Source organism: Bacillus taeanensis, from assembly GCF_003318295.1.
Taxonomy (GTDB): domain Bacteria; phylum Bacillota; class Bacilli; order Bacillales; family UBA6769; genus Maribacillus; species Maribacillus taeanensis.
In genome coordinates, this window is the sequence record NZ_QOCW01000043.1 from 1 (window position 1) to 13,617 (window position 13,617).

The 13,617-nt window shown below is 37.9% G+C and carries 9 protein-coding genes, 1 rRNA gene, 2 pseudogenes and 2 riboswitches; of the genes and pseudogenes, 1 reads left to right on the top strand and 11 read right to left on the bottom strand.

What is annotated here, in order from left to right; translation table 11 throughout:
• The 10 genes and pseudogenes from DS031_RS22920 to DS031_RS22965 form a co-directional block, all read right to left on the bottom strand.
• Positions 1-91 (bottom strand): 16S ribosomal RNA (locus DS031_RS22920); the annotation flags it as partial.
• Positions 92-348: 257 nt separating this feature from the next.
• Positions 349-471: a hypothetical protein gene (locus DS031_RS24540; protein ID WP_281269157.1), complete on the bottom strand. Its 123-nt coding sequence runs from the start codon at positions 469-471 to the stop codon at positions 349-351.
• A 120-nt stretch (positions 472-591) separates the two neighbouring features.
• Complete coding sequence (locus DS031_RS22925) at positions 592-1,923, bottom strand: NCS2 family permease (protein WP_113808490.1); 1,332 nt, start codon at positions 1,921-1,923, stop codon at positions 592-594.
• A 126-nt stretch (positions 1,924-2,049) separates the two neighbouring features.
• Positions 2,050-2,151, bottom strand: a riboswitch (purine riboswitch).
• A gap of 146 nt (positions 2,152-2,297) precedes the next feature.
• Complete coding sequence (gene guaA / locus DS031_RS22930; RefSeq protein ID WP_113808497.1) at positions 2,298-3,818, bottom strand: glutamine-hydrolyzing GMP synthase; 1,521 nt, start codon at positions 3,816-3,818, stop codon at positions 2,298-2,300.
• 177 nt (positions 3,819-3,995) lie between these two features.
• A riboswitch (purine riboswitch) is annotated at positions 3,996-4,097 on the bottom strand.
• A gap of 54 nt (positions 4,098-4,151) precedes the next feature.
• Entirely contained in the window at positions 4,152-6,314 is a 2,163-nt protein-coding gene (locus DS031_RS22935; RefSeq protein ID WP_113808491.1) for a transglutaminase TgpA family protein, read from the bottom strand.
• A complete protein-coding gene (locus DS031_RS22940) occupies positions 6,286-7,566 on the bottom strand; it encodes a DUF58 domain-containing protein (protein WP_113808492.1) in 1,281 nt (426 codons plus the stop codon). Before DS031_RS22940 ends, DS031_RS22935 begins: the two co-directional genes overlap by 29 nt.
• On the bottom strand, positions 7,563-8,537 hold the full coding sequence (locus tag DS031_RS22945; protein WP_113808493.1) for an AAA family ATPase: 975 nt from the start codon (positions 8,535-8,537) through the stop codon (positions 7,563-7,565). Before DS031_RS22945 ends, DS031_RS22940 begins: the two co-directional genes overlap by 4 nt.
• 364 nt (positions 8,538-8,901) lie before the next feature.
• Positions 8,902-10,185 carry an RNA-guided endonuclease InsQ/TnpB family protein gene (locus DS031_RS22950; protein WP_245947633.1) on the bottom strand — a complete coding sequence of 428 codons (1,284 nt, stop codon included), beginning with the start codon at positions 10,183-10,185 and terminating at the stop codon, positions 8,902-8,904.
• A 665-nt stretch (positions 10,186-10,850) separates the two neighbouring features.
• Positions 10,851-10,979, bottom strand: a pseudogene (locus tag DS031_RS22955) (recombinase family protein); the annotation flags it as partial.
• 348 nt (positions 10,980-11,327) lie between these two features.
• Positions 11,328-12,557 (bottom strand): MFS transporter, encoded by a 1,230-nt coding sequence (locus DS031_RS22965; protein ID WP_113808495.1) that lies wholly within the window; start codon positions 12,555-12,557, stop codon positions 11,328-11,330.
• Positions 12,558-12,678: 121 nt separating this feature from the next.
• Between DS031_RS22965 and DS031_RS22970 the strand changes: the two genes are divergently transcribed.
• Positions 12,679-13,263, top strand: coding sequence for a CGNR zinc finger domain-containing protein (locus tag DS031_RS22970; RefSeq protein ID WP_113808496.1), 585 nt, complete (start codon positions 12,679-12,681; stop codon positions 13,261-13,263).
• A gap of 187 nt (positions 13,264-13,450) precedes the next feature.
• On the opposite strand, the pseudogene DS031_RS24370 reads toward DS031_RS22970, so the two are convergent.
• Positions 13,451-13,617: pseudogene (locus DS031_RS24370) on the bottom strand (sodium:alanine symporter family protein); the annotation flags it as partial.

Here is a 13,617-nt window from a genome sequence, read left to right on the forward strand (position 1 = left end):
CGAAGGGATCAGTTAGTTTCACGCGCTCGACTTGCATGTATTAGGCACGCCGCCAGCGTTCGTCCTGAGCCAGGATCAAACTCTCAAATTAAGTTTGAATTGCTCAATAGTTGTTGTCGAAAGAATTGCTTCTTTCGGGATATTGCATAAATTCGCTTGGCGTTTTGTTCAGTTTTCAAAGAACAGTTTCTTTCAGTTTCGCTTTGTTGTAACAGCGACTTTTAAAGTATATCATGCTGCTTGTTTGAAGTCAACAACTTTTCAAAAGTTTTTTCTAAGTTATTTTGTTCCGCTTAAAGCAACGTAGATAAATATACCATCTCGTTCATTTATAGTCAACAACTTTTTTTAAATTTTTGAGATAATTGAATTCACAATTGAAATAACCGTATAAACCGTTACATAACCGAGAACGATAAGCGCCCCTCCTATAATAACTTTTTGGGCTTTTGATCCGCGTTTATTGCTCATTATTACACTCTCTCCCTTTTTGCAAAAGAACTTTTATATAGAAGAATCTTTTGAAAGTATAGCACAAAAAAGCAGGCACTTCACTATGGAAGACAGCCTGCTTTTTTACAATTTATTTGTTTATTCTCCGCCAACTAAGAAAACGAAGTAAAGAATGAAAATCACGAATAACCCGTACATAATTGGATGAATTTCTTTTGAACGACCTTTTGCAATCATTGTAATCGGATAAAAGATAAATCCAATTGCAATACCTGTTGCAATACTATATGTTAACGGCATGGCTACAATTGTTAAAAAGGCTGGCACCGCAATCTCAAACTGATCCCATGCAATTTTCCCTAGTGCAGATACCATTAAGATACCAACGATAATTAACGCCGGTGCTGTAACTGGTGCTGTAATTACTCCTAATAATGGAGAGAAAAACAATGCTAACAAGAAAAATCCTGCTGTTACAACTGAAGTAAACCCACTTCTTCCCCCAGCAGCTACTCCCGCTGAAGATTCAATATATGATGTTGTGGTTGACGTTCCAAGCACTGCCCCTACAACCGTTGCTGAAGAATCTGCAAATAACGCTTTTCCGGCACGAGGAAGCTTATTGTTTTTAATTAATCCTGCTTGGTTTGCAACAGCCACTAATGTACCTGCTGTATCAAAGAAATCAACAAACAAAAATGTAAGAATAATCACTAACATTTGAATTGTAAAAATTTCACCAAAGTTTGCAAATGCGGCTCCAAATGTTGGCTCAAGACTAGGTGGTGTTCCTACAACAGCTGATGGCAAATCAATTAATCCTGTCATCATTCCCGCTGCTGCCGTAATTAACATCCCATAAAAAATCCCGCCATTTACACCAACAACCATTAAAATAACGGTAACGATAAGGCCAAAGATTGCAAGCAATGTATTGCCGCTTGTTAAATTACCAAGACCAACAAGCACCGCATCATTATTCACAATAATACCCGCACTTTGAAAACCGATAAAGGCAATGAAAAGTCCAATTCCTGCTGCAACCGCAAATTTAAGTTCAGCCGGAATTGCATTAATGATTTTTTCTCGAATGCCCGAAAGTGTTAACACGATAAAAATCAGTCCAGAGACAAGAACACCGCTAAGAGCTGTTTCCCAAGGAACTCCATATGTCAGAACTACCGTAAAAGCAAAAAATGCATTGAGACCCATTCCTGGCGCAAGTGCGATTGGATACTTTGCTAATATCCCCATAATTAATGAACCAACGGCTGCGGCAATGGCTGTTGCCGTAAAAACAGCACCTTGGTCCATACGCATTGCGTCAGGCAAGTCTGGAATACCACTTAACGACAATACCGATGGATTTACAAATAAAATATAAGCCATCGATAAGAATGTAGTTAGACCACCAATAAATTCCCTCTTATAATTCGTGCCTAACTCATCAAATTGGAAATAACGCTTCATTTAAAAATTTCCTCCTTAAAGTGTGTTCCAGCTGCTCAAAAAAGTGCTCCTAGTAACGAGTTACCAGGAGCACTTGAACACAAAGTTATGATAAAGAAGCTGGATAATCATCTAACTTATTTTTCCTACTTCATTATCCTAACTCGTAGTCAAGCTATTTACGGTAGCCTGGTAGAGACTTTCGGGCCCTATTCCCGATATTATACGATTTAGGTATTGTAAACTAATATGAACTTTACGAAACTATTTTATGCTAACAAACACATTGTATGATAAGTGCCGTTAGTGGACGTCCCGTACATATATTAGCAGGGTGAAAGCAATACGTCAATGGAAAACCCGAACGTTTTTTTATATTTTTTATCTTTTGTTCGTCATTCCCATTCAATGGTAGCAGGCGGCTTTGATGTAATATCATAAACCACGCGGTTAATATGGGCTACTTCATTGACAATACGTGTAGAAATTTTTTCTAACACATCATAAGGAATACGAGACCAATCTGAAGTCATTCCATCAATTGAGTTTACAGCACGAATCCCAATTGTATAGTCGTACGTACGCGCATCTCCCATTACCCCAACACTGCGCACGTCCGGAAGAACAGTGAAATACTGCCAAATTTCACGATCAAGGCCAGCATTTTTAATTTCTTCACGTAAAATCGCGTCAGATTCACGAACAATTTCTAACTTTTCTTCCGTAATTTCACCAAGCACACGAATGCCTAAACCTGGTCCTGGGAAAGGTTGACGCCATACAAGGTGCTCAGGAATACCAAGTTCTGTACCTAATGCACGGACTTCATCTTTAAATAACGTATTAAGCGGCTCAATTAGTTTTAATTTCATACGCTCAGGAAGACCGCCGACATTGTGGTGCGATTTAATCGTCTGTGCCGTTGCCGTTCCACTTTCAATAATATCTGTATAAAGTGTTCCCTGCGCTAAGAAATCCATATCTTGAAGCTTGTTCGATTCGTCTTCAAAGACATAAATAAACTCGTTACCGATAATTTTACGCTTTTGCTCTGGATCCGCTACACCTGCCAACTTACTGAGGAAGCGCTCTTTCGCATCAATTCTAATCACGTTCATGTTAAAGCCTTCACTAAACATTTCCATTACTTGGTCACCCTCATCTTTACGAAGAAGACCATGATCAACAAAAATACATGTTAATTGATCGCCGATTGCTTTATGGATAAGTACTGCAACAACAGAAGAATCTACTCCGCCACTAAGCGCACATAATACTTTTTTATCGCCAACTAACTCACGAATTTTTGCAATCTCTGTTTCAATGAAGTTTTCCATTGACCAGTTTCCTTTACAATCACATACACGGAACACAAAATTTTCAAGAAGTTGATTTCCATACTCACTATGACGAACTTCTGGGTGATACTGCACACCATATAAATGACGCGCTTCATCACTCATCGCAGCAACTGGGCAAGATGCGCTGCTTGCATCCACTTTAAAACCTGCAGGCGGTTCAACAACTAAATCGCCGTGACTCATCCAAACAGACTGTTCAGTTGGAAGCTGGTGAAAAACAGGTGATGTGTTTTCAACTTTAATCATTGCTTTTCCATATTCACGGTGATTTGCTTTTTCAACTTTTCCTTCAAAGTGATGCGTCATTAACTGCATACCATAGCAAATCCCAAGCACCGGAATGCCTAATTCAAAAATCTCTTCATCACAACGTGGAGCACCTTCTCCATACACACTGTTTGGTCCACCTGAGAAAATAATTCCCTTTGGATTCATTGCTTTAATTTCTTCAACTGTAATCGTATTAGGATGAAGCTCACTGTAAACTCCTAAATCACGAATTCGACGTGCGATTAGTTGATTGTATTGGCCACCAAAGTCTAACACAATAATCATTTCTTGCTCTTGTCTCACTTTGTCCACCTCTTTTATTAAAATACCGCCTATTCATCCATCAAAATGAAAATTGGCATATTCCCTTATTATTGCCTGTCCACTTAAGGAACTTTCATCTTATTAAATTTCGTAAAATGCGCAAAAAAAAGACTAGAATGCTGTACAAAGGCAGAATTCTAGTCTTAACTCTGCCTTCATAGTCAGATTATTTAAGGTAATCTGGTAGAGACTCTCGAACCATATTATCGAGGATATACGAAGGAATGATGAAAGTTCCATATTTGTGGTCACCCAATTGATATGGATTCATTCTATCAATGGTTATGAAGGCGGTCAAGATTGTAATTTTTTAATTAAATTTTCCCACAATTCCATAAATTCATCTTTTTTCACTGCATTTCCTGAACCTTCATATAATATCTTTTCATAGTCTCTTGTCAGTTTCTTCATATTATTTGTTTCAAACATTGTGTCAATTTGTACAGCAAACTCTCGTAACGTCTGATCTGGCTTTCGTTTTATACCATGTACGCGAAATAACCATAACAGCTTTTCGTAAATGTCCACAGTCTCTATGTTATTCAGTTTTCTTTTATAACGGGCAATCGTATAATTTCGAATCCAGGATTTATAATATTTCCAGACAATGACTGCCGCTAATAAAAATATGACCAGCAACAACACCCAAAACCATGTTGAAGAAAAAGAAATAAGCGGCTTTGCTTGGTTATTTTCGACATTACTTTCGAGTTGTTCTTCTTCCTCTTCTGGAAGTTGTTGTTCTTCTTCCTTCTCTTCTGAAGAAGCAGTACTTTGCTCATAGGAAGTAATAAAATCAGCCTCATTCGTAAATCCTCTTGTCGGTTCAAACGGTACCCATCCAACTCCAGGGAAATAGGCTTCTACCCATGAATGAGCATTGGCATTTGTAACTTCATACACTGTTGTTTTTTCTTCAGTAAAATCTTTGTAATCTCCAGCTGTAAAACCTTTTACCCATCGCGCTGGAATGCCTGCACTTCTAAGAAGAACAACCATGGAAGAGGAAAAATTATCACAATAGCCTTTTAATGTTTCAAATAAAAATTGATCAACATAATCATCTTCAGGCCCAGGTACTGCTACATCTTTGGTTTCATACACATAGCCGTTATTTACAAAATAGCGTTCAATGGCTTTTGCTTTATCATAAGGATTGTTTTCCTCTTTTGTAATCTCTTCAGCAAGTTCTGTAACACGATTTGGCAGTGTCTCTGGAAGCTGTAAATACATCTGCTTATCTGCTGAATAATTAGTAGACGTTTGCTGAAGCTCCTCAATTGAGAATTCCGGATAATCATAGGTGATGTCATATTTCATAAGAACAGTAGGTGTGTCATTCTTATACGTGTTAATTTTCCCGCTAATTATCTCTTCTTCAAAGGTAATATTTTCCTGTTTAGCATTTACAGAAGTGAGCTGACCTGGATAAACAAGAAATGAAAATTGTTCCTCACCAGACAGTTGAATCGCTGCTGTAAGATTTTCTGTTTGCACGTTATTTTCATACAACGTTTCTGAAGCCCCGCGCAGCGGTTGATAATTAACAACGGCCTGCTCCCATCCTTTTCCTGTATAAACCGCTTTTGTTTCAACACGCCAATAATGCTTTTCTGATACTTCTGCTGTAAATACAGGTGTGTCATCATAAAAAAACGGACCTCCAAGTCTGCTGTCATTTGTACTGTAACCAATCCTGCTAATGCCGCCGCCCTCAACGCCCAGATTCTCCCCGGTGTTGTTTGCACTTTTTAAAAAAGGAACAGGATCAGGCCACTGAGGTTCTGCCTTTGGTGCTGCAATTCCAAGGAAAGACGCAAATAAAATAAGACTTGCTAACGGGAGCACCCAAATGAGCGGCACTTTTACCGCTTCTCCAAAACCTTCTTTTTCCTGAACTCGTATTACCCTTAAAAGACCAAGTAAAATAAAACCCATCATTACAATTCGAATAATCGCCCCGCTTGCGTCATAAGGAGTAAAGGTATCAAGAACCGTAATATAAATAATCGTCACAAAGAAAAACAAAAAAATTCGTCTTGCTTGTATAAGCCAGTAATGCATTAAATAACTAACTAACCAAAGCAGAACGAGAAATAAAATCGTTCGAAATAAATTGCTAAGCGCTTCCCAATTTGCCGCACTTAAATAGTTGATATTGCGTGACACATCTTCTATTACGAACTGAACCCACCGCAAATCAAAAATAGAGCCTTGAAAAAAAACAAAGTGAATAATAAAAAGCATGCCCATCATTTTAATAAGCGTAGATAAAAGCCATGGAAGCTGCAAAAGCGTTAACAGAAACAGCAATCCTGTATAAAGTGTTAACAGTTCAATACTTCCAGTGTTCGTAAGGTCTTCTAAAGGACGCATCCATTCTAAAAAAATTAAAAAACTTAATGTGTAAAGTAAAAGTGTAAGCAGATTAAAACGACTTCGTTCTGCCAACCGCATAACGGACCTCTCCCTTTTTTAATTCTGCTTCAAAATGATCGTGAACTACGGTATAAACAAGTATGCCGGATTTTTTAACTTTTAGCACATCCTGTCGTTCTTGTTCGGTGAGATTAGCATCGCATCGAACATAAAACAACATGATATGCCGGTTGTTCAATGATAGACGCTCTAATGTGTTGACCAGTTCTTCACATAAATGAGCTGTGACAACTAAACAGACTGTTTCATGCGGAAAGTGATAAACCTCTTTTGGAATAACAGATGCAAACGAACGTTTAGCATCATTCTTTATTTTAGCTAAAAGGGAAAAAATTCTTTGCTCCTGCTCTTTCCCGCCATGAAAAGGGATTTTCATATAATTATTACCTGCTGAAATTACCCCTACATCATAATTAACTGCTAACAATGAATGAGCGAGTGACGCAGATAAGCTGATTGTTTTTTCAAAAAGAATTGCTTCTTGATTGTCATTTTTTAAAAAAGTTCGATCAACAAATAAAATCGCTCTCTTATTCGTTTGCTGTTCAAATTCTTTTGTTACAAGCTGATTGCGTTTTGCTGATGCTTTCCAGTGAAGCAAAGATAAACGATCACCTTCCGCATAATCTCTAATGCCAACAACTGTTGTAAGATCTTGATTTGCTTTTTGATGAATCGATTTTTCCCCTCTTTTTGTATAATGAGATGGCTTCCAATTCATACGCTGAAATGAAGGATAAACAAGAAGAGTATTGTCTTGAAAAAAAGACTGTTCTTTTTGCATAAATCCAAACGGGTCACCGGTTTTAATGACGATTTCATTAAAAGTATAAAACCCTCTTGGCAGCGAATGAATTTCATAACTGTAAGACATGGAACGCTTTAAAAATGGGAAAAAAATCGCTCGAGCCCCTTGGTGATTTGCGGCTATATTATTTGCCCTCTTCTTAAGATTAAGTGGTAATTCACCTGCCACAACTACATAAAACAGCGGAAAGATAGAGGTTCTTTTTACTGTTACCGTTACCGTAAGCAGTTCTCCTGCATGTACCCTTTTCTGGTTAAGCTCTCTTGTAACTTGAAACGATTTCAGGGAATAAAAGGTGAGCAAAAAGGCGTAAATACTCATCGGCAGCATGCTGTAAAATAAAAACCAGCTAACAAATCCCCCTTGAAACATTGCATAAGAATAAGCAAGACCTGTAAGAAACAGCAAGAAAATTAACCGAAGCCAAACTGTCTGCTTTTTTAATCGCTTCCACCTCTTCATCGCGCATGTTTTTCCTTCATAATTGGAACGTTGACTTTTTCTAATATTTCTTTCACAATCTTTTTCATCTCGACTCCTTCGAATCTTGCCTCATGATGAAGAATCATGCGGTGCGCTAACACAAACGGCGCTAAAAACTTCACATCATCTGGAAGCACATAATTTCGATGATTTAAATACGCATATGCTTGAACAGCCTTCATTAATAAAAGAGAGCCACGCGGACTCGCACCAAGACTGATCATCGAATGACGGCGGGTATGAGTAACAATTTCAACGATATAACGCTTTACTTTCTCATCGACATGCACTTCTTTAACAGCTGTCTGCATCGCAAGCAGTTCATCTAATGTAATCACTTGATCAATCTCATCAATTGGATGAGAAGATTCTCTTCGACTTAAAATTTCCAGTTCTTCATCTTGTGTCGGATAACCCATATTTAATTTTAGTAAAAAACGATCAAGCTGTGCTTCCGGAAGTGGATATGTTCCTTCATACTCAAGAGGATTTTGAGTGGCCATTACAAAAAACGGTTGATTAAGCGGGTATGTATGTCCATCAACTGTCATACTGCGTTCCTCCATACTTTCAAGAAGAGCGGATTGGGTTTTGGGTGAGGTACGATTGATTTCATCGGCAAGGATAATATTCCCCATTAATGGACCAGGACGAAATTCAAACTTCATTTCTTTTTGATTAAAAATAGAAACCCCTGTTAAGTCAGATGGAAGCAAATCAGGTGTAAATTGAATCCGGCTAAATGATGCCCCAATTGATTTCGCCACGGCACGAACCATCATTGTTTTGCCGACTCCCGGGACATCTTCTAATAAGACATGTCCCTCTGCAAGCAGTGCTGTTAAGCTTAATTCTACGATTTGCCGCTTACCAATCATCACGCTTTCAACGTTGTTAATCACTTTTTCAATAAGCGGATGATAAATATCAAAAAAACGAGTCTGTTCCATCAGTTCTCCTCCAAATTTCCAATTTTATAAACGAAGCGTAAAAAAGAATCATTTATATCTATCATTGAGCTAGCTGTTATTCTATTTTGAAGCAATAAACTATTTATTTACTAACTTCTCCATATAAGGATCATTTCTTCTTTATTGTAACAAAAAAGCTGACTTCAAAATAGAAAGGTGATTTCCTTATGAACCTCCTCCACTTACCCACGGTTGAAGTGGGGGTTTCTAATGTTTCTCAATGGCTCTTAAACGTTTTAAGTGCCATCAAGCTTAACACTAGTGGAGTTGACACAGCGGCGTGCTGAAAACGCCCAACCCCTCTATACCGTTTGTCATGTTTTCCATGCATTCGGTACTTCTTTTAGACAGTTTTTGATTGCGGGTGCCATACATGAATGGTTTCTTTATGAAAAATCGCTGCTTCTTTTAAACGTAAAAACGCTTTTTTCAAAATGTTCGCAGCTCCATTTACATCGGCATTGATGATGGTTCCTGCTTTCGAACGGTATAATCCTCTTTTGATCCTTTTTCCGGAAAACGTCTTCTTTGTCTCGCATTCCCCATAAGTTGGAATCTCATCTCCATCCAAGAAGCTCGCTTTGGATGTATACGATTCTTCGGTTAGAATGACCTTGATTCCCTGTTCCTTCGCTTTGTATTGAATCATACTGATTAACAAGCTGTGCGGAATGCTTACAAATGATTGGTTGTTTCGTTTCCCCATCGTTGAACACTGCTTCCAGTCCTTATTTTTGCCGATGATGACCGTATCAATGTTCTCTTCTTGGGCATGTTTCATAATGGAAAAGCTGACTTTATGGAAAAGATCCTTCAGTTTGCGATATCTGATTTGATGTAGTTTTTCCAACCGGTTCGATATAAAAGGCCCTTCGTTTGGCTGCTTTCCCCGTCTTAAAATGCCAAAATAATGAGCTTTCATTTTATTATAATATTGATTAATGGATTTGACATGCCTGCCCTTGACGAATACAGGTCTACTTCCCGTATTCGTCACCATGGTCGCAAGGTTATCAATTCCTAGATCAATCGCCATTAAACGGTTGATCTCTTGACATTCTTCCTTTTTCAACGGCACATCCACAACTAATTCAACGACATACTGTCCGTATTTAGGAATGACTCGAACTTGTTTCAGCTTTCCTTCTCCAGCTCCCAGTTTTCCAATGTTTAATCGTTCCTTTGTTTTAGGAAATTTTAAAAACTTCTTTTCTTTGATTACACAATCTTGATTCGTAAACAGCACTTCTTTTTCACTCGCCAGGCTGTACTTGGAAATTCTTGGTCTCCCTTTGTATTTAGCCGGGTTTTTCTTATACTCTTTTAAACTCGAAAAGAAGGATTTCCAGTTCTGAAAAACGGTTTTCATGATGGATTGACTTGTTTGCGTAGGAAGGGAGCGATAATCATGTTGAGCGGTCACTTTAAATAAACAATCTAAAAAGTTGTACTCTACATAAGGATGTGCTTTCGAAGGGGCTTCAAATACATAACAGGTGACTTCTTTTTGCAGTGGCTGAAGTTCTTTTTCCTGGGTCAAACCTGTATACACTTGTCGGATGTAAAAGTTCGTGGTATTGGTCATGTTTTTAACGTTCTGGGCCATTTCTTTAAAATAAGGATACATCCGATGTCCTTTTTTAATCCAGATTTGATGCGTTTTATAATGTGTTTCTTTTCCTTTTTTGCATGATTTCACTCCCTTTAAGACCATTACAACGAACGTTTGTTCCTAAACGAAGGTTCAGGCATCTTTTTCTAAAAAATAAGGAATAAGACCTATGAAAACCTATCCATTCACCTCCCCCTTATCGTTTTCACGCTTGAAGAAGGGGTACTCTGGACACCCTTGATAGATATCAAAAACGACTAAACGGCCTCAGTCCTATGGAATATAGAGCTAAAGCCGCTTAGACATTTTTTATTATTTCCACTCCCTACTTGACAGGGTGCAGTTCATTATACAAGTGATGCGCCTTTTTTAAGAATTAAAACTCTTCATAAGCAAACTTGATCGTAACTTATGAAGGAACTGGCCTTTGAATGAATAGCATTTAATAGATGTATTTAAAATTTATTTCATGATGTAAATGGCAGTGTATTTTTTATATAAAAAAACAACTATTTGCAAGATAATATCATTTTGTATAGTCATTTTCTTTAGGAAGATGCTTTATTTCAAGTCAACAGCTGACATAACCCTGGTTTTCAGCGGCTTCTATGAAGAGCTAGGAGAATATGTCCCTCGTCTCTCTGAGTATTATTTGTGATGGGCATGCGAACCTAGTCCCTCCGGCTTGTTGAAGCGCCGGAGATATGTTCTTGATAAATCATTTCACAGCCGATTTCCTCCAGCTGCACAATTTGTCTTCTAGGATTTTGATCGGACGAACTGACTCGGCAGTACCCTGTTTTCCTCATTTTCCCATCTGTTTTTTTGGGATAAGTATTGTGGGACACTATCATTATAGCATTTTCGATTATTGAGTTAATGGAGCTTTTTAGTTTAGGAGTTGTTGACTTAAAATAAAGTTTGATCATTTTTCCATCTGTGTTCTAACGAAATCAGCATTCAATGATAGCCATTCTCTTTTTGGAGTAATTCACTAATGTTTTTAATCGCACCAAAGATATAACTTCCAACCGATTCACATTCATATTTTTCACATAGTCAATCGTACTCTTGCACACAAACTTTAGCAGCTGAACGAGATAATGACTCATTTGATAACTCACCCTTTCTATTCATCTAAAACACTAATGATTATATTATTGCGTCAATGTTTTACTATTGGCAGACACAGGATGATCTTTAATTAATGTTGTTAGAACTGCTCCAAATGCTAACAAAGCAGCTCCCATCCAAAACGCGGAAACATAGTCTCCTGTCATTGACCGGAGGTAACCACCAAGAAATACGCCTAAAGCTGCAGATACTTGATGAATGAACCAGCTAAATCCGAGGATACTGCCCATTGCATTTTTCCCAAATTTATCACCAATGACGCCCGTTACAAGTGGAATGATCGGCATGGAAGAGATCCCATACACGACAGCAAAAACATACAGCTGCCAAATACTAGGTGACATAGCAAGCCATATAAAAGCTAGCAATCTAATGATATAAAGAATAACGAGTAAATTCTTTTTCCCTATGGCACGAGTCAGTTGACCAGTAATCCACATCGAAAACGCACTTGCCAAGGCGGCGATCCCCAGCAGCTGACCACCAAGCGACTTTCCTCCCCCTAGGTCAACTGCAAAATTAGGAAGATGCATTGTTACTAAGTATAAAGTAAACCCACATGTAGCAAATCCTAGAGTGGCAATCCAGAACTCTCGACTCCGTAGTGCTTCTGTCAATGAAGCACTCTTAGCATCCATAAATAAAGGTGTAGAGTCCCCATCCGGCATCTGATTAACATCTTTCGGATTATTCTTTACTACTATTAATACGGTTGGAACAACAATAACGAGCATGATGAATCCTAGTACCACAAATGCCGATCGAAAATCCGAACTAGCAATTAAAAATCCTGTTAGTGGCAGTAGTATAAGTTGACCGATATTCATTCCCATCGAACTCCTCGTAAGCATTTTAGCTCGTTTCTTAACGTACCAACGGGAAACTAATACGGAATTCGCCATGGAACCACAACCAGCGAAACCAATAGCCGTCAATACCCCATAATAAAGAAAGAATTGCCATAATTGTGTAATCGTTGCTGAAAGGATAAACGCAATTCCCATTAAAGCTGAACTACTTGCAATCACAGATTTCGGACCAAATCGATCAATCAATTTTCCCATAACTGGCTGAAAAATTCCCCAAGTGATCATATTAAGCGATACAGCTAAGCTCAAAACCGTTAAATCCCAACCATAGGTATCATTTAACGGAGCAAAAAATTGTCCAGCTGTTAAGTTTAAGCCAAATGCACCCATTAGTGTTAAAAAAGTAACTAGCACAACTTTTGGACCTAAAAAAGGTTGTTGCATGAAATCCCTCCTTGTTATTAACCGTTAAAATATATATTTAATGGTTAATAATATACTTGATTTTAATTAACCTGTCAACTTTGTTATAATTGGTTAATTGAAAGAAAGGTAGATGACTTGCATGAATGCTGAAAGCAATTTCCCACTTATTTCAGGGAGAATCTCTATAGACTTAGTTAATACTGAGGTTGTTAGACACGGTAATCGACATGATTTACTAACCTCCTCAGAACATGTAATAGCTTGGTTTGAAACGTTAAACAACCACAACATCCTTTTTATAGAGCAATTTCACACAAATGTAGAAAAGTGGGCAAAAGAGGCATTGCCGCTTTTACAAGAAGTACGCTCATTTCTTAGAGAAGGATACGAAAAGATGGCCGACGGAGAGAAACTTTCTACTGATTGGACAGCTTATTTAGAATCATTAATAGCAAAAGCTCCTTTTGCCTATAAGTTAATAAAAGGCGAATTACTCCCCATTCCCAAAGGCAAACCAGCAGATGCCCTCGTTTCATTAATTGCATTAGATGCCATTGATCTTTTCGCCTCCAACGATCTAAACAATATACACCGATGTGCAAACCCAGAATGTGTATTGTTATTTATCGATACACGTGGAAGACGCAAATGGTGTTCGATGAAAATATGTGGGAATCGAAAAAAAGTCACTCGTCATCAACAACGAAAGAAAAAAGAGAAATAAGTGTACTCATTACCAGTACGCTTATTTCTCTCCGTTTAAACAATATATAGCTCAATCAATGAATATCTCTTCAATAATAACAAGAAGGTTTGACACTCCCACAGCTATAAACAGATTGAAGTAACTCGTATTTCAATCTAGAATCTTCAGTTTAAACCCAGCAGACAATTTATGTGTGTTGTGTCTTTTATAAGCTTCTCTGTACTCGTTCATTCTTTTTTAAAGACTGCTCTTCATCTCCTCCCCAACATTCTACATTTTTAAGGCCAGGAATGTTAGAAACGTGGAAGACGGGGTCTTTGCCTGCTTTCTTTTGCTTCATGTAATCATTTAATGCTGCAAAAGCAATCCTGC